This window comes from Lacibacter sp., from assembly GCF_035299325.1.
Lineage (GTDB): Bacteria > Bacteroidota > Bacteroidia > Chitinophagales > Chitinophagaceae > Lacibacter.
Window position 1 is genome coordinate 94,236 of record NZ_DATGWT010000026.1, and the last position, 17,969, is coordinate 112,204.

General features: G+C 40.1%; 17 protein-coding genes and 1 tRNA gene. 10 read left to right on the forward strand and 8 right to left on the reverse strand.

What is annotated here, in order from left to right; translation table 11 throughout:
* The first annotated feature begins 14 nt into the window (after window positions 1-14).
* Entirely contained in the window at window positions 15-806 is a 792-nt protein-coding gene (locus tag VK159_RS15550) for a response regulator transcription factor (RefSeq protein ID WP_324231079.1), read from the forward strand.
* Between the two features lie 48 nt (window positions 807-854).
* Here the strand turns inward: VK159_RS15550 and VK159_RS15555 are convergent.
* The 4 genes from VK159_RS15555 to VK159_RS15570 all read right to left on the reverse strand — a co-directional run bounded on the left by VK159_RS15555 (window position 855) and on the right by VK159_RS15570 (window position 4,299).
* Window positions 855-928: transfer RNA gene (locus VK159_RS15555), tRNA-Pro, on the reverse strand.
* Between the two features lie 131 nt (window positions 929-1,059).
* Entirely contained in the window at window positions 1,060-2,493 is a 1,434-nt protein-coding gene (dnaA, locus tag VK159_RS15560) for a chromosomal replication initiator protein DnaA (protein WP_324231080.1), read from the reverse strand.
* A gap of 137 nt (window positions 2,494-2,630) precedes the next feature.
* On the reverse strand, window positions 2,631-3,563 hold the full coding sequence (locus VK159_RS15565) for a metallophosphatase (protein WP_324231081.1): 933 nt from the start codon (window positions 3,561-3,563) through the stop codon (window positions 2,631-2,633).
* The gene (locus VK159_RS15570) at window positions 3,553-4,299 is read right to left on the reverse strand and encodes a 5'-nucleotidase C-terminal domain-containing protein (protein WP_324231082.1); all 747 of its coding nucleotides are present in this window, start codon (window positions 4,297-4,299) and stop codon (window positions 3,553-3,555) included. Before VK159_RS15570 ends, VK159_RS15565 begins: the two co-directional genes overlap by 11 nt.
* 144 nt (window positions 4,300-4,443) lie before the next feature.
* Here VK159_RS15570 and VK159_RS15575 point away from each other — a divergent pair, with 144 nt between their 5' ends.
* The 3 genes from VK159_RS15575 to VK159_RS15585 all read left to right on the forward strand — a co-directional run bounded on the left by VK159_RS15575 (window position 4,444) and on the right by VK159_RS15585 (window position 8,383).
* Entirely contained in the window at window positions 4,444-6,051 is a 1,608-nt protein-coding gene (locus VK159_RS15575) for an NAD(P)/FAD-dependent oxidoreductase (RefSeq protein ID WP_324231083.1), read from the forward strand.
* Window positions 6,052-6,119: 68 nt separating this feature from the next.
* Window positions 6,120-7,055, forward strand: coding sequence for an ABC transporter ATP-binding protein (locus VK159_RS15580; protein ID WP_324231084.1), 936 nt, complete (start codon window positions 6,120-6,122; stop codon window positions 7,053-7,055).
* 11 nt (window positions 7,056-7,066) lie between these two features.
* A complete protein-coding gene (locus VK159_RS15585) occupies window positions 7,067-8,383 on the forward strand; it encodes an ABC transporter permease (RefSeq protein WP_324231085.1) in 1,317 nt (438 codons plus the stop codon).
* A gap of 64 nt (window positions 8,384-8,447) precedes the next feature.
* Here VK159_RS15585 and VK159_RS15590 read toward each other — a convergent pair whose 3' ends face one another.
* On the reverse strand, window positions 8,448-8,843 hold the full coding sequence (locus tag VK159_RS15590) for a carboxypeptidase-like regulatory domain-containing protein (protein WP_324231086.1): 396 nt from the start codon (window positions 8,841-8,843) through the stop codon (window positions 8,448-8,450).
* Window positions 8,844-8,999: 156 nt separating this feature from the next.
* Here VK159_RS15590 and VK159_RS15595 point away from each other — a divergent pair, with 156 nt between their 5' ends.
* Window positions 9,000-9,302 (forward strand): hypothetical protein, encoded by a 303-nt coding sequence (locus VK159_RS15595; RefSeq protein ID WP_324231087.1) that lies wholly within the window; start codon window positions 9,000-9,002, stop codon window positions 9,300-9,302.
* Here VK159_RS15595 and VK159_RS15600 read toward each other — a convergent pair.
* Window positions 9,299-10,255 (reverse strand): NAD(P)H-dependent flavin oxidoreductase, encoded by a 957-nt coding sequence (locus tag VK159_RS15600; protein WP_324231088.1) that lies wholly within the window; start codon window positions 10,253-10,255, stop codon window positions 9,299-9,301. The two genes, VK159_RS15595 and VK159_RS15600, sit on opposite strands and share 4 nt — an antisense overlap.
* A gap of 48 nt (window positions 10,256-10,303) precedes the next feature.
* On the opposite strand from VK159_RS15600, the gene VK159_RS15605 reads away from it, so the two are divergent.
* Window positions 10,304-10,570 (forward strand): addiction module protein, encoded by a 267-nt coding sequence (locus tag VK159_RS15605; RefSeq protein WP_324231089.1) that lies wholly within the window; start codon window positions 10,304-10,306, stop codon window positions 10,568-10,570.
* The gene (locus VK159_RS15610; RefSeq protein ID WP_324231090.1) at window positions 10,521-10,835 is read left to right on the forward strand and encodes a type II toxin-antitoxin system RelE/ParE family toxin; all 315 of its coding nucleotides are present in this window, start codon (window positions 10,521-10,523) and stop codon (window positions 10,833-10,835) included. Before VK159_RS15605 ends, VK159_RS15610 begins: the two co-directional genes overlap by 50 nt.
* Before the next feature lie 13 nt (window positions 10,836-10,848).
* Here VK159_RS15610 and VK159_RS15615 read toward each other — a convergent pair whose 3' ends face one another.
* Entirely contained in the window at window positions 10,849-11,841 is a 993-nt protein-coding gene (locus VK159_RS15615; RefSeq protein WP_324231091.1) for a sugar phosphate nucleotidyltransferase, read from the reverse strand.
* 350 nt (window positions 11,842-12,191) lie between these two features.
* Between VK159_RS15615 and glyA the strand changes: the two genes are divergently transcribed.
* The 3 genes from glyA to VK159_RS15630 all read left to right on the forward strand — a co-directional run bounded on the left by glyA (window position 12,192) and on the right by VK159_RS15630 (window position 15,105).
* Window positions 12,192-13,472 (forward strand): serine hydroxymethyltransferase, encoded by a 1,281-nt coding sequence (gene glyA, locus VK159_RS15620; RefSeq protein WP_324231092.1) that lies wholly within the window; start codon window positions 12,192-12,194, stop codon window positions 13,470-13,472.
* Window positions 13,473-13,497: 25 nt separating this feature from the next.
* On the forward strand, window positions 13,498-13,905 hold the full coding sequence (locus VK159_RS15625) for a DUF4293 family protein (RefSeq protein ID WP_324231093.1): 408 nt from the start codon (window positions 13,498-13,500) through the stop codon (window positions 13,903-13,905).
* Between the two features lie 201 nt (window positions 13,906-14,106).
* The gene (locus VK159_RS15630) at window positions 14,107-15,105 is read left to right on the forward strand and encodes a T9SS type A sorting domain-containing protein (RefSeq protein WP_324231094.1); all 999 of its coding nucleotides are present in this window, start codon (window positions 14,107-14,109) and stop codon (window positions 15,103-15,105) included.
* On the opposite strand, the gene uvrA is transcribed toward VK159_RS15630, so the two are convergent.
* Window positions 15,102-17,960: an excinuclease ABC subunit UvrA gene (gene uvrA / locus VK159_RS15635; RefSeq protein WP_324231095.1), complete on the reverse strand. Its 2,859-nt coding sequence runs from the start codon at window positions 17,958-17,960 to the stop codon at window positions 15,102-15,104. The genes VK159_RS15630 and uvrA overlap by 4 nt on opposite strands.
* Window positions 17,961-17,969 lie beyond the last annotated feature (9 nt).

The following is a 17,969-nucleotide window of genomic DNA, read 5'->3' on the forward strand; positions in this document are numbered from 1 at the left end:
CCAAATCAATAACAATGAAACCAAGAATTCTTTTAGTGGAAGATAACAAAGAGCTACTGGAAGTAATTGCTGAAGAACTACATGAACATTATGAAGTGCTGAAAGCAACTGATGGTTTGCAGGCGTTAAAACTACTTTCAACTGAAGCGATTCAACTGGTGATCAGTGATGTAATGATGCCGGTGATGGATGGATTTGAATTATGTAAAGAGATCAAATCAAACTTTGAGTACAGTCATATACCGGTTATTTTACTTACTGCAAAAAATACACTGCAGGCAAAAATTGAAGGTCTGAGCCTTGGAGCTGATGCCTATATTGAAAAACCGTTTGAAACGGAGTATCTGCAGGCGCATGTTGCAAGCTTACTCAACAACCGGAAAAAGCTAAAAGACTATTTTGTAAATACTCCGTTTGCTCATCTTAAGTCAGTAGCGCATAATAAATCAGATGAATTGTTTTTTGAAAAACTCAATCATCTTATTCAAACCAATATTGAAGATCATGCTCTGGATGTTGACAAACTTGCGAAGCTGATGAATATGGGGCGCACCAGTTTGTTCCGTAAAATCAAGTCTGTAACTGATCTTACGCCAAACGAACTGATCAACATTACACGATTAAAAAAAGCAGCCGAACTTCTTGCATTTGGTGAATACAAAATCTATGAAGTGTCTGATATGGTAGGCTTCGGCTCTCAAACCAATTTTGGCAGGATCTTTTTAAAGCAATTCGGGATGACGCCTACTGAATACCAGAAAAACAAGCATACGAACAAGGCTGATGGTGATGATAAAACAAAATGAATCGTAAACAAAAAAGGCAATCAATTTCTTGATTGCCTTTTTCTTAAGTCGGGAGGACAGGATTCGAACCTGCGACCCCCTGGTCCCAAACCAGGTATTCTACCGGGCTGAACTACCTCCCGCCGTGTTCATCGAGGATGAACTCCCCTAAGGGGTTGCAAAAATAGTTGTCCTCTGCTAAAGTGCCAAAAAGAAATCCCGGATTCTTAAAGAAATCCGGGATCAAATGAGTTGGGTTTGGTTTTGGGTTTAATTACATCGCAGCCAACTGAACTTTTTGCTGCAGTTCAAGTACGCTTTCTTTAAACATACTATCTGTATCCATCAGGTCTTTTACAGTTTGGCAGGAGTGGATAACCGTTGTATGGTCTCTACCTCCAAAATGCTCTCCGATAGTTTTGAGTGAATTCTTTGTAAATGTCTTTGCCAGGTACATTGTGATCTGACGGGCCTGTACAATTTCACGTTTACGTGTTTTTTGTAACAGTTTTTCGTAGGGCACATCAAAGTAATCGCACACCATTTTCTGAATGGCGTCGATAGTGATTTCTTTTGAGGATGTTTTAACGAAGTTTTTCAGCACTTTTTTAGCAAGATCAAGATCGATCTCCTTTTTATTCAGCGAGGATTGTGCCAATAATGAAATAAGTGCACCTTCAAGCTCACGAATATTGGTATTGATGTTATAAGCGATATACTTTACCACATCTTTATGCATATCCAAGCCATCATTCTTCATTTTCTTCTCCAGTATCTCGATACGGGTTTCGTAATCGGGCATCTGAAGATCGGCACTGAGGCCCCAACGGAAACGGCTAAGCAAACGTTCCTGCACACCTTCGAGGTCTTTTGGTGGTTTGTCTGATGACAGGATTAACTGCTTACCACTTTGATGAAGATGATTGAAGATTGCAAAGAAAGCATCCTGCGATTTTTCAGCACGGTTGAAGAACTGCACATCATCAATGATCAACACATCAACCAATTGATAAAAATGGATGAAATCGTTGATGGCATTGTTGCGGCTGTGATCAACAAACTGGTTGATGAATTTCTCAGAGCTTACATACAACACCACTTTATTTGGGTGCTGACGTTTCACTTCATTACCTACAGCTTGTGCAAGGTGAGTTTTACCCAAACCTACACCACCATAAATCACCAACGGATTAAATGAAGTGGCGCCGGGTTTATCAGCAACTGTTTTACCGGCTCGACGTGCAACACGGTTACAATCGCCTTCAATAAATGAATCGAACGTATAGTTAGGATTCAGCTGCGGATCGATCTGCACCTTTTTCAAGCCCGGTATTACAAACGGGTTCTTGACGGGGTTACTTATCACTAGCGGAAAATCCATTTCGTTATTTGTATATGTTTTATAACCATGACCGGGAACATCCATTGTGATGGGTTGGTTATTATTATTACCACTATCCATCATGATCCGATATTCAAGATTAGCATCTTTACCTAATTCACGTTTCAATGTTTTGGCAAGTAACGTTACATAATGCTCTTCCAGGTATTCAAAAAAGAACTGGCTGGGCACCTGGATGGTAAGGATCTTATTCTTTAATTCAACCGGTTTGATTGGTTCAAACCATGTTTTGAAATGTTGCCACTCTACTATATCCTTAATAATGGTTAAACAACTTTTCCAAACTTGATCAGCCGTTTTCGTCATTGTTCCAAAAGCAGTTTATATAATGAGTTAATAATGTTCCTGTTTATTCTCTTTGGCAATTTTTCATAATGAAAGTATTATGAAAAAACTTAAGGGGGAAGGCGAATATCAACACTTTTTGTGGAAAAAAAAATTTTTTATTCCCCTGTTTTTTTACCTATCAACAATGATTTTGCTGCTGTCATATTTTTCTTTTTATATTTAAAAAATTCATAATCCAATCTGCCTAACTGAATGCCTCCCCAGCCTACCTGGTTCACCAAAACATCTTCTGCTTTTTTATTTTTTACTAACACAGGTTCACTTAAGAACGTATGTGTATGACCACCAATGATCAGATCAACATATTCTGTTTCTTTTGCAAGAATCATATCACAGATCTTATTTGCATTTTCACGGTACTGATAACCCAAATGCGACAAACAGATCACCATATCGCAATCTTTTTCACGCTTGAGCATGGCAGCTGTTTCATTTAACTTTTGCACAGGATCGAGGTACTTGGTGTTACCGGCTAAATTATCCGGCACTAATCCTTTCATTTCAATTCCCACGCCAGTAACGCCGATTTTCAATTTGCCTTTCTTAAATATTTTATAAGGTAGTGATTTATTTTCCATGGGCGTTGCAGTAAAATCATAGTTGCATAACAAAACAGGAAATTTTGCATGCTGAAGTTGCAATGCAAAATTTTCGAGCCCTGCATCAAAGTCATGATTACCCATTGTGCAGGCATCATAACCCATCTTCTGCATAGCAATTATTTCAGGTTCGCCTTTGTATAAATTAAAATAAGGTGTGCCCTGAAAAATATCACCGGCATCAAGCAACAGCACATGTTCTTCTTTTGCCCTGATCTCGTTGATCAGGCTTGCTCTTGCTGCAACACCACCAAGACCCTGGTTGCGGCTGCCATCCATAGGAAAAGGATCGAGCCTGCTGTGTACATCGTTTGTATGAAGAATAACCAGGCGATGCGTTGTTACTTCTTCTGCGCCTGCAAATTTGCCTGCCAACAAGGCTGCCGTGGTAAAGGAGGTTTGCTGTATAAATTTTCTTCTACTGAGCATTGGTAACTCTGTTTTGGATAGTGGCAGTAATGGGTTGTCCTTTTTGCGTAAACGATTGAACATACTCGATCAAACCATCTCTTAAAAGTGATCCGTTATTGATCTGTGGTATAACCTTAAGCATTACACAATTATCGCCACCATTTGCTACATAATCGGAATTCGCTATTGTATAGATCATATTTGGATCAATTGGCTTTCCTCCAATCATCACATTCACTGCTTTCTTATCCTTCATTTGCATGGTGATACCCGCTACAGGCCATCCTCCTCTGCCGATAACATGATCAAGAAATTCCTGTAATACGGTTCCTTTTAATTTCTGCAGGATAATAACATTATCAAACGGCATCAATTCAAATATCTTACCTCTTGTGATTGCTCCTGCCTTTATACCATTTAAACGAATTCCACCATAATTTATAAAAGCGCCGTCAATTGTTGTTTTATAATATTTTTCAGCCATCGCTTTCATCGCATCGGCCATAAAATTCCCAAGTGTACTTTCAGGTTGTCTCTTGTCAAGATCTACAGCCAATTGACCGATTACCAGATTCATGCTGTTGTTGACACTATCAGCATAAGGTTGAAGAAAATTTTGTACTGATGCATCTTTGCGTTCACTCTGTACCGGGTAATCTTTATACTGAACAGAAGATGCCCTGTAAACTGGGTTGCAGGAGTAAGAAATAATCAATAAGATGATAAAACTATAATGGGCCGTAAACTTTCTCATGTATTTGCAGTAACTAATGAAAGGTAACTGTTTTTAAAGGCACAAAAAAAATGTTTTTTACTGATGAAATGCATAATTTTTATGCCTGACAAATACAGTTATCTTTGCCTTAATTATTGTTTTTAGGTTAACTGCCTGACACACATGCAACAACAAATTTCGCTTCGTTTACTGCCTTCGCAGGCTGCTGATATTTCTTCTATAAAAGAACAAATTGCGGTTTCTGCAAATGTTCATTCTGCATCCGTAAACGGGTTTCACATTCTCAAGCAATCGATTGATGCAAGAAGTAAACAAGCTTGGGTAAATCTTACTGTAAAAGCTTTTATTAATGAGCCGGTGCAACAAAGGGATAAATTTGATTTCTCCTTTAGGAATGTAAACAGTGCATCTAAAAATATAATTGTTGTTGGTGCCGGGCCTGCAGGTTTATTTGCCGCATTACGTTTAATTGAACTGGGCATTAAACCAATTGTAATTGAAAGAGGGAAAGACGTAAGAGCCAGAAGAAGAGATCTTGCTGCTTTAAATAAACAAGGCGAAGTAAATCCCGAAAGCAATTATTGTTTTGGTGAAGGTGGCGCAGGTACTTACAGCGACGGTAAGCTTTATACCCGCAGCAGTAAACGGGGAAGTATTGACCGCATTCTTCAACTTTTTGTGCGCTTTGGAGCCGAAGAAAAAATTCTTTACCAAAGTCACCCGCATATCGGCACCAATAAACTGCCGCATATTATAACGGCAATGCGGGAATTTATTCTTAATTGTGGTGGTGAAATTCATTTTGAAACCAAGCTGACCAATTTCATACTTGAAAGTGATGTATTGAAGGGTATTGAGGTCAATCATGGTTCTACGATATATGCAGATGCAGTGATCCTTGCGACAGGACATAGTGCAAGGGATATTTTCGAACTCCTGCATCAAAACAACATTCTCATCGAGGCAAAACCGTTTGCTTTGGGAGTGCGGGTGGAACATCCACAATTGTTGATCGATTCTATTCAATACCGATGCTCTGTTCGTGATGAATTTCTTCCACCTGCTTCGTATAGTTTGGTTGAACAGGTTCAGGGCAAGGGTGTGTTCAGTTTTTGTATGTGCCCCGGTGGCATTATTGCACCGGCAGCAACTTCGCCAGGCGAATTGGTGGTGAATGGATGGAGCCCGTCAAAACGAAATAATGCATTTGCCAACAGCGGTATGGTTGTAACAATTGAGGTGAAAGATGCTGTGGAATACTTTAAACCCCAAAACACAAAACACAAAATCCAAATAAGTGAGGATGATCCGTTGTTGCTGATGAAATTTCAACAGGCCATCGAACAAAAAGCATTTGTTGCAGGTGGAGGCAAGTTTGTGGCACCTGCACAACGCATGGCTGACATGTTTGATAAGAAAACATCATCTTCACTCCCTGACTGTTCTTATTTACCCGGTTTGAATAGTACTGATCTTCGTCAGGTTCTACCTCCGTTTGTGTTTGATGATCTTCGGCTTGGTTTTAAAGCTTTCGGACAGAAAATGCGTGGCTATTTTACCAACGAAGCTGTGGTGGTGGCAACTGAGTCAAGAACTTCTTCACCTGTTCGTATTCCAAGAGATAATGAAACTCTGCAACATCCGCAGATCAAAGGACTTTATCCTTGTGGCGAAGGAGCCGGTTATGCAGGTGGAATTGTAAGTGCGGCAATGGATGGAGAGCGCATTGCCAATATGATCGCCTTGCAGATTAACCAATCATCAGATTAAAAAGTTTCTGCAATTTTTTCTACCCTACCTTGTAACAAATTGTGCAACCTGCACTCTAATACTGCAATATGAGTACCATCTTAGAAGTTCAAAACCTGAAGAAATACTTTTCTTCTCAAAAGGCGGTGGACGATATCAGCTTCACCATCAGTCAAGGATCAATTTTTGGTTTGCTCGGACCAAACGGTGCCGGTAAAACAACGCTGATCCGCATGATCACAGGAATTTTTTATCCTGACGCCGGCAACATCCTGCTCAACGGTAAAAAATTTGATCCCGTAAATGATGTGATCAATATTGGTTACATGCCCGAAGAGCGAGGTCTGTATAAGAAAATGAAAGTGGGCGAACAAGCCATGTATCTCGCTCAACTGAAAGGTATGAGTAAGCAGGAGGCGTTTGCAAACGTGAAACAATGGTTTGAAAAGTTTGAAATGGAAAGCTGGTGGAATAAAAAAGTGGAAGACCTTTCAAAAGGGATGGGCCAAAAATTACAATTTGTTACCACAGTTCTTCACGAACCAAAACTGGTTATCCTCGATGAACCGTTCAGTGGTTTGGATCCAGTGAACAGCAACCTGATAAAAGATGAGATCTTCAATCTTGCAAAAAAAGGAACAACTATCATCTTCAGTACACATCGTATGGAACAGGTGGAAGAGATCTGCGATCATATTGTGCTGGTGAATAAAGGTCAAAAGATCCTTGATGGAACTGTAAAGCAAATCAAACAACAGTTCAAGCAACATATTTTCAATACAGAACTTGATCAGTTACCTGCAACATTGCAGCATCCATCGTTCAGCATTGTAAAACAGAATGGGAATAATCTTACACTCAAGATCAATGAAGGTTACCAGGCGAATGATATTCTGTTGCACTTTATTAACCAGAAAAGTGTGATCGTGGCTTACCATGAAATACTTCCTTCGCTGAATGAAATTTTCATCAGGCTGGTTGAAGGCACACCAACTGCAAGACAATTTGAAACTGTTACTGCTTAATAAACTATTATATGAATAAGATCTGGATCATTATAAAACGGGAGTACATTACAAGGGTACGCAACAAAACCTTCTTACTGTCTACTTTCCTGTTTCCTTTACTGATGTTTGCACTCATCTTCGGTGGCGCATTCATTGGTGCTAACAGTACTGAACAACGTAAAATAGCTGTGGATGATCAAAGCGGCATTTACAAGAATAATTTTAAAGACGGTTCGGCAGCTTCATATGGTTATCCTGATGCTGTTACAAAAAGCAATTATCAAGACAAAGGCTATGAGGGTTTGTTGGTCGTATATTCATCAACTCCGCAAAAAGCTGATTCTGTTCGTTTGTATACAGAAAAACAATTAGGTCTTGCAACGGATGAGGCTATCAAGAATCAGCTGCAGAAAATAAATGAGAACAGGATGTTGATGGAGCGTGGTGTAACACGCAGCATTCTCGATTCTATTAAACAGCAAAGCGAAAGTGCATCATCACTCAACTATCGATCATACCAGGTGAAAGGTGAAGAGATAAAAGAAGATAACAAGATGCTTGCATTGGCCATTGGTTATGCAAGCGGCTTCATCATTTATATTGTACTATTTATTTACGGCACGGCTGTTATGCGTGGCGTAATGGAAGAGAAAACAAACCGTATTGCAGAAGTAATGGTGAGCAGTGTAAAACCATTTCAACTGATGCTTGGAAAGATCATTGGTATTGCTGCCGTTGGTTTAACACAGCTATTCCTATGGATCATCCTTGTTTTTGTGCTTTCATCGCTCAGCAGTTTATTTATTTCACCTGAAGTGTTAGAGCAGGCAAAACAGATGAATGAGTCGATGCCATCCATGGCGCAGAATAATACAATGGCATTAAAAATACTGGAAGCAAAAACAACGGTATTAAGTGCTAACTGGGCATTAATTATTCCTTGTTTTATTTTCTTCTTCTTATTTGGGTACTTATTCTATGCTTCACTGTTTGCTGCAGTGGGTAGTGTGGTAAATGAAGATCCTCAGGAAGCTCAATCGTTGATGTTGCCTATTACTTTGCCAATTGTATTGGGCATCTTCATCATGGTAAATGCCATTCAGAATCCTTCAGGTTCATTAGCAGTTTGGGGAAGCATTATTCCATTTACATCACCGATTGTAATGATGGCACGCATTCCATTTGGAGTTCCCTGGTGGCAATTGGCTATATCAATGGGCTCCCTCATACTCGGCTTTTTATTCACAACATGGCTAAGTGCAAAAATCTATCGCACCGGTATCCTGTTGTATGGAAAGAAAGTAACGCTGAAAGAAATGGCTAAATGGGCTTTCCGCAAAGCCTAATAAAATCGGAACCGAGGGAACATAAAAATCCCCCGATAAACATCGGGGGATTTTTTATTTAATCTTAAAAAGAATGAATGGTAATGGGTGCCATAAACGGCTGATGTATTTCTTCTTCTGCAGGTATCACTTCAAATTCAATTTTCAACAGCAATCCTTCCTTCACAAGAATTGCCTCCTTCTTAGTTGCACGATAGCCAACCTTATCGATTATGATGGTATGTTCACCAACAGGTACGTTGTTTAAATTAAACTTACCGTTTGCATCTGTTGTAACTTCTTTCTGGAAAGAAGCTTTACGAATGGAAGCAGTAAACGAAGCATTCGCAACAGGTTTTTTTGTTTCGGCATCAATAACAACGCCTTGTACAGAGCCAGTTTCATTTCCTTTATCTGCAGATGCTTGTGCACTAATTGAAACGCCTGTCATGAGGATCGATGCGAGGAGTAGTTTCTTCATAACAATAGTTTTACGATGATAAGAGTTTAAAGTTACAGAACTTATAACATTTCTTTTATCTATTTTATGACAATCAGGCCTGTTAAATTGTTCTGAAAATCTTCCTTCAATTTCAAATCTACGAATTTAATCGTAATTTAGCTAAAAATATTTCTTATGGCTTATCATCATTCCACTTTCAAAAAATTTGCACTTGTGCTTTTCCTTGGCGCTTGTTTTTTCTGGGCGAAAAAAGACTTACTGTTACATTCATGGTCATCAAATTTCACAAACGCTGATGCTATTGTTGAATTTGGTCCATTGCCAATGATACCAGAGATCCCGGAGATTCCTGATTTTCTTCAGGAAGAAGAATTGTTCTTACCGCAACAGCAGGAGTTGATGGAGCAACATCTTGAACTACGGGAAAAGCTAATGAAAGAATTGCAGGAAAAAACCGACAGGATAAAAATCGATTAAGCTGAACCAAGTGGATTGGTTAGGGCTTCATTGAATTCCATCCAGATGTTCTCGGTAATTGTGGCGGCGGGTAAAATATCATCAAGTAAAGCACTCACCTGTCCAATCTCAAGTTCACCTTCATTTAGGTTACCTTCAAACATACCTCTCTTCGCCCTTGCACGTCCAAGCAATTGAATGAGTTCTTCTTTTGATGCACCTCTTTGCTCAGCTTCCTGAACTTGTTTGTAAAAATCATTCTTGATCAGTCGAACAGGTGCCAGTTGTTTCAATGTGAGAACAGTATCGCCTTCATTAGTATTTATAACTGCTTGTTTAAAATTCAAATGACTGCTTGCTTCTTCACTCGCTACAAAACGGCTGCCTATCTGCACTGCTTCTGCTCCTAATACCATTGCCGCCAGCATTTGCCGGCCGGTCGCAATACCACCTGCAGCAATTACCGGTATATGCACAGCTTTCTTCACCGCAGGTATCAATACCATACTTGTTGTTTCTTCACGACCGTTATGTCCGCCTGCTTCAAAACCTTCCGCTACCACTGCATCGCATCCTGCATCCTGTGCTTTTAGTGCAAACTTGCTGCTGCTCACCACGTGCACAACTGTAATTCCTTTTTCTTTTAAAATTGATGTCCAGGTTTTAGGATTTCCTGCACTCGTGAAAACGATCTTCACGCCTTCTTCTATAATAATGCCGATGAGTTGATCAATATCAGGATAAAGCAAGGGCACATTTACTGCAAAAGGTTTGGCAGTTGCTGCTTTGCATTTTTGAATATGTTCACGCAATACATAAGGATACATACTGCCGCTACCAATAATTCCCAAACCGCCGGCATTGCTTACGGCGCTGGCTAAACGCCAGCCGCTTGCCCAGATCATACCTGCCTGGATGATGGGCTTTTCGATATTGAAGAGTTGTGTGATGTGGTTGGAAAAATTTACAGCCATGCTTTTCCTGTTTCAGTAATAAAAAGTAATTTTAAAGAAACTTAGTGTATGCCAACGAAGATACTGGATGATGTGCTGAAACTTCCCAAAAAGGAGAAGGTAAAGTTATACTACGCTTTGCAAGAGGATCTTGATCTCGAAGATGATTACCTGTCAGAAGATGACCTTACTAAAAGCCAATGGAAAGAATTAAACAGGCGTATAAAGGAGATTGAGACCGGCAAAGCAACACTTATTCCGTGGGAAGAGGCCAAAAAAACACTGGATGCAAAAATCAAATCTTTACGAGGTAAAGTTAGAAGAAAGAGTGCTTGATGATTTTGAAGAAGCATTTCTTTATTACGAATCCATTTCACCTGCGCTCGCCGACAACTTTACAAGAATGTTCTTGCTTGCAATTGAAAAACTTTCTGCTACTCCTCATCACTACTTCAATATCACCAAAAAGCTGAAAAGAATAACGCTTGGCAAATTCCCTTATTTGTTAGTTTATAAAATTCATGGGAATGATGTAATTGTTGCAGGGCTTTTTCACAGAGCATCAAAACCAACAAAATGGCGAAAAAAAATAATTAGCTAATCAGCTCAATGTCCTAACCCAGATCAATCTCTGTATTATCACCAATATTTAAGCTTCTTGTTTCGCCTTTCACTTCTGTATCGCTGCCAATGAGGCTTTCTTCCAATACAATATCAAACAAGTCGGCATAAGAACCAATGATCGATTCTTTGATGATGGAATAATTGATGGTTGTATTATCGCCAACAGAAACATTGGGGCCAATTATCGAATTACGCACTTCACAGTTTTTGCCAATGCTCACCGGTTCTACCAGAATCACATTTTCAAAACGATGATCAGGTGAAATGGAAGTACCGAATTTCTTCAGCAAGGTAGCATTCGATTCAAGTAATGAATCTTTATGTCCGCAATCGAACCAGTTCAACACTTTGAACGATTGAAAAGGCTCTCCTTTTTCAATCATACATTGCAAGGCATCAGTTAAACTGTATTCATCCCTGTTCTTTACTCCTTCACGAAAGTTTACTTCCAGGCAATCATACATCATTGCAGAGTTGCTGATCTTGTAAATACCAACAAGTGCCATATTGCTTTTCGGGATCTGCGGCTTTTCAACCACTTTCGTGATCTTACCTTCTTCATCAACTTCTGCCACACCAAAGTTGCGGGGATCATCCACTTTCTTCACCGCCAGCATTGATCGTTCGTTGCTCAATACATCTTTAATATTGTATTCGCAGATCGTATCGCCCAACACAATGATCACTTCATCATTCTGCACCACATCTTTTGTGAGCAAAATAGCATGACCAAGCCCCTGTCTTTCGCTTTGGTTTACAAATGTGCTGCTGATGGTTGGAAAAGTTTCTTTTACGTAATCCTGGATCTTTTCGCCAAGATAGCCGGTAATAAAAATGAATTCGTTTACCCCGGCGTCCTGTAGTTGCTCCACAATAATGCTCAAAACGGTTTTGCCGGCAATGGGTATGAGCGCTTTGGGTTGCGTATATGTATGTGGCCGCAGTTTAGTACCTGCACCTGCCACCGGAATGATTGCTTTCATTTGTTCGTTTCTATTGTCTCATTTGCCAAGTAAGCCCGCTTTTCTCATTGGAGAAAGCAAACTATTGTAAGCCTGGTCTCAAATCGAAGCGGCTAAAGTAGCACATTTTGAGTTAATCGATCACAGCACATCTTTAAATTCTGTTCATAAAAAGTAGCAGGTATGTACAATATACAACCGTTACAAGCTTATTTTTGCCACGCAAATTAAAACAGGAAACAGGGTGGGTAGCCGGCAACCGTGCATCTTTCAACTGCTGTTGTGTCACTCACTTGTACGCCACTGCATTATGCAGCATCGCATTTTCAGTTTATTCTGCAGCATTCAATCAATAAACAGTACAACCACTCATGCAAAGGGACACAGTCATTTTCAATCTCATCAACCAGGAATTACAACGTCAGCGTCACGGTATCGAACTTATTGCCTCTGAAAACTTTACCTCTTTACAGGTAATGCAGGCAATGGGCAGCGTGCTCACCAATAAATATGCAGAAGGTTACCCTGGCCGCCGCTACTATGGCGGTTGCGAAATTGTAGATCAAACAGAACAATTAGCCATCGATCGTTTAAAAGAAATTTTCAATTGCGAATATGCCAATGTGCAACCGCATAGTGGTGCACAGGCAAACGCAGCGGTTACCAGTGCTATTTTGAAACCCGGCGATATTACATTGGGACTCGATCTAAGCATGGGCGGACACCTTACCCATGGTTCACCAGTTAACTACAGCGGTAAATTATACGAAGCACATTCTTATGGTGTGGTGAAAGAAACAGGTTTGATTGATTATGAAACACTGGAAGAAAAAGCACGCACGCTCAAACCAAAATTAATTTATTGCGGCGCCAGTGCTTACAGCCGTGATTGGGATTATGCACGCATTCGCAAGGTAGCCGATGAAGTTGGCGCATTTGTTCTGTGCGATATGGCACACCCTGCCGGTTTAATTGCGAAAGGTTTATTGAGTTCTCCGTTTGAACATTGTCACTTTGTAACTTCTACTACTCATAAAACATTACGTGGCCCACGTGGCGGTATCATTCTCATGCACAAGGATTTTGAAAATCCATTTGGATTGAAGGATGTGAAAGGTAATGTGCGCATGATGAGTAACCTGCTTGATATGGCCGTATTCCCCGGTCAGCAAGGCGGACCATTGGAACATGTGATCGCTGCAAAAGCAGTTGCTTTTGGTGAAATTTTAAGCGATGAGTTTACAGTATATGCAAAGCAGGTGCAGGTAAATGCACAAGCGATGGCTGCATCGTTTGTAAAAAGAGAATACCAATTGATCTCAAATGGCACAGATAACCATTTAATGTTGATCGATCTGCGTAATAAAAATATCAGTGGTAAAAAAGCTGAAGCTGTATTGGGAAAAGCTGAGATCACCACAAACAAAAACATGGTTCCGTTTGATGATAAAAGTGCGTTTGTAACAAGCGGTATCCGCACGGGCGTGGCTGCTATTACATCACGTGGTATGAAAGAAGAACACATGGATTTCGTGGTTGATGTAATTGATCGTAGTTTGATGAATGCCGATGACGAAGCAATCCTTGCCGGCATCCGCAAAGAAGTAAATGCATTTATGGAACAATTTCCGTTATATCCTGAATTGGGTTAATTTAACCGATCGAAAAATATTTTATATGATTCAACGTATACAAACTATTTGGCTTTTGCTTGCAGTTGTGGCAGCACTTGTATCAATAGAGCTTTCGTTTTATAGCGGCAACAAAGACAATAACCTGTTTGAAACAGTAAATGCAAGCAGTAATTTTTTATTGTTGATTCTTACCGTATCTGTAGCCATAACTGGGTTGGTTACTATTTTCCTGTTTAAAAATCGCAAGCTACAAATGCGGTTAACATGGTTGGGCCTGCTATTACAATTGGCGGTTCTTGCCATGTATTTCCAGCAAACGAAACAATTTGTACAGGGAAGCTATACATTAACGTCAGCCATTAGTTTTGTTATACCCTTGTTTTTCATACTTGCATGGCTGGGTATTCGTAAAGACGAAAAGCTCATTAAAAGCATGGACCGACTTCGGTAGGCCAATCATTTTCCCCTTACTATAAGCGAAGCCCAACTGCAAACAGTTGGGCTTTTTATTTTATATAATTTAAACTACAGCGTAAAAAATCGTATTTCTACTGATTCAAAAGCACTATTACCCTTATTTGAAAAACAGGGTATCCCCTATTGTTTGAATAAGTGCTTACCCTTAATTTTGATTTTTCAAATCCACATCCTTATGAAACCCATTTTCATAACTCTCCTGTTTTTTGCATGCCTTCTGCGGGCAAATGCAACAACTAAAACAGCCATTAACAATAGCGGTCAGGGATGGAACGTTGCCAGCAACTGGTCACCTTCAGGTGTTCCGCAAAATGGTGATACTGTGGTAATTCCGGCAGGGGTAACAATTTCAGTTAAAACAAACATCTACAACTCTCTGCCCGGTATTATTATTAAGATTTATGGAACACTTGATTTTAACTCGGGTGGTAAACTAGAGCTAGGCATCGCTGCGAAAATCATTGTTTACATCGGAGGTTCCATTTCGGGTTCGGGCCCTTCTGAAGTAATAAAAATAAATGGAGTATCGAAGTACAAAGGCAATACCGATGGAACAATTGTGGGTCCGGCGTATTCCGATACACATTCCGGAGCATCTCCAGCCGGATTCTCCTTAAGTATTCTGCCGGTAAAATTTCAATCCTTCACCGCAAAAACAAACAATCAGAAACAAGTAAGATTCAACTGGACTGTAAGTGATGAGAGCCAGATAGCATCTTATACGTTAGAGAAAAGTACAGACAACCGCAGCTGGAAAGCAGTCAGAAAGCAACCTGCTGCAATTGCCCAACAGCAGGTGAATACTTATTACGAGACAGATAGCTTTTTAACCTACGGCATTTCATTTTATCGTGTAAAAGCAGAGGGCAATAATGGAGAACTATTCTACTCGAATACTGAAAAGATTGAAGACCATTCAACAAAAGGATTTACGATTTATCCAAACCCTGTTTCTTCACGCTTGCGTTTGCAGGTAGACCCAACCCAATTGCACGGGGCTGTTACAGTGACTTTATACAATTCAAATGCAATCCGCACTGAGCAATTTCATTTTGAGAAAACTACATCGGGTAATCTTGAAATGAATATCAGTCACCTAGCAAAAGGAACCTACAGGGTTGTACTTACAGATGAAAAAGGAACAAGACAAGATCAAACAGTGATTATTTACTAAGCAATATACTTTGCTGTTCTGCTGTTTTTTGCTTTGCTCATTCCTGATGGCAAACCGGTGTACACTACTTCGCCGCCACCATCGCCTGCTTCAGGACCAAGATCAATTACCCAATCTGCACGTTTGATCACATCGGTATTGTGTTCAATCACCAGAACAGAATGTCCTTTCTCGATCAATGCATGAAAACTCTTGAGTAGTTTATTGATATCATGAAAATGCAAACCGGTTGTTGGCTCATCAAAGATGAAAAGAATATTTCCCTGACTGTTACCACGGCCTAAGAACGAAGCCAGTTTTACACGTTGTGCTTCACCGCCACTCAATGTATCACTGCTCTGGCCAAGCTTTACATAACCTAAGCCAACATCACTTAACGGCATCAACTTGCGTACAAGATCTTTTTCTGCACGGAAGAAATCAATTGCTTCGTCTACACTCATCTCCAATACATCGTAAATATTTTTGTCGTTATATTTCACATCAAGCACTTCTTCCTTGAAACGCTTACCGCCGCATACTTCGCAGGTTAAATGCACATCGGCCAGGAATTGCATTTCAACAACTTGTTCGCCTTCCCCTTTACAGGCATCGCATCTTCCGCCATCAACGTTAAACGAAAAATGCTTTGGTTGAAAACCCCTGATCTTACTCAAAGGTTGACTTGAATACAAGTCTCTTATTTCATCATATGCTTTAATGTAAGTAACAGGATTGCTTCGGCTACTTTTACCAATTGGGTTCTGATCAACCATTTCAATCTGTGCAATGGAATCAATGTCACCGCTCAATTGTTTGTGCATACCAGGTCTGTCGCCAAATTCACCTTTCAGTTTACTCAATGCAGGATAGAGAATATTTTTTACCAACGTTGTTTTACCACTACCACTCACGCCACTTACCACACACAAAACATTCAATGGAAATTCGACAGTAATATTTTTTAGATTATGTTGCCTTGCACCTTCCACTTTAATACTGCGGTTCCATTTGCGTGGCTTACCAAAATCCTGAATTTCCAATGCGCCGCTCAGGTATTTGCCTGTCAAGCTTTTTTTATTGCTGATGACAGCATCATAATCGCCTTCAGCAATTACTTCGCCACCTAAATGACTTGCAAACGGCCCCATATCAATAATATGATCGGCTTCACGCATCATCATTTCATCATGCTCCACCACTACAACAGTATTACCTAAGTTGCGTAACTCTTTCAACACCGTAATAAGATTTGCTGTATCTCTTGGATGCAATCCAATAGAAGGTTCATCAAGTATATACAACGAATCAGTGAGGTTACTTCCTAATGATCGGGTCAATTGAATACGTTGACTTTCGCCACCACTTAAACTGTTTGCTAAACGATTTAATGTAAGATAACCAAGGCCAACCTGCAATAAGGTTTGTATGCGATTTTTGACTTCAATAAGAATTCGCTTTGCAACGCTTTGATCATACTCGCTCAACTTCAATTCATCAAACCAAACTTTCAATTCTTTTGTTGGCATTTCGCACAACTCACCAATATGCTTTCCCCCTACTTTAATATACAATGCTTCTTTGCGTAAACGGTAGCCACCGCAATCAGTGCATTGTGTTCGTCCTCGATAGCGACTCAATAACACACGGTATTGTACCTTGTATAAATTCTGTTCAACTTCCTTAAAGAAATCATCAATACCCAATGCCGTACCAACACCCTTCCACAGTTGATCGTATTGTTGCTTTGTTAAGTCGATAATTGGTTTATGAACAGGGAATCCTGTTTTTGCTGTGGCTTTAATGAACTGCTCTCTCCACCAACCCAGCTTCTCTCCTTTCCAAGGAGCAACGGCACCTTCGTACACACTCAAACTTTTATCAGGTATCACCAGGTCTTCATCAATACCCAACACCTGGCTGAAACCTTCGCACACCGGACAGGCCCCGTATGGATTGTTAAAGGAGAATAAATTCGGAACAGGTTCTTCAAACTTAATTCCATCCAATTCAAACCTGTTTGAAAAATGCAACAACTCTTTCCCATCTATTTCAACATACACTTCTCCTTCGCCTTCAAAAAAAGCAGTATTGGCACTGTCACCAATACGGTGTATTTCATCTTCATCAAACTCTTTTGCAATCAAACGATCAACCAAAACATAAATAACAGTCTTGGCCTTTATTGTTACAAATTGTGCATTCAAATCTTTTTCCGATTGCTCCAGCAAATCTTCAATGCTGAGTGTTTCGCCTGTTTCAGTTTTAGCTTTACCTGTTTCATTTTTCTTATATACCCGTGTAAAGCCTTTTTGCAGGAGAATGTTCAATTCTTCCTTTATGCTTCGTTTTGCATGCATGGGAAATTTTACCAGCAGCAGGATCTTTGCACCTTCTTTACAATTCTGAACGGCCTTCACCGCATCAGCTACATCATCTTTCTTTACTTCTCTGCCACTAACAGGTGAAATTGTTTTACCTGCCCTTGCAAACAACAGGCGGAGATAATCATAGATCTCCGTCATGCTCCCCACCGTACTTCTTGGTGTGCGGGTGATCACTTTTTGCTCAATGGCAATGGCAGGGCACAATCCTTTGATGTAATCCACATCAGGTTTATTCATCCGGTTGAGGAACTGCCGGGCATAAGCACTTAAGCTTTCCGCATAACGTCGCTGACCTTCAGCATAAAGTGTATCAATAGTTAAGGAAGACTTTCCGCTACCCGACACACCTGTTACCACAATTAGCTTGTTACGTGGGATATGAACTGATACGTTACGCAGGTTATGAACCCTTGCGCCTTTTATATAAATATCATCTTTCTTTAATGGAGCCGAAAGATCGATCTGTTTCTTTTTTACCGCTGTTGCCATAGAAAAACA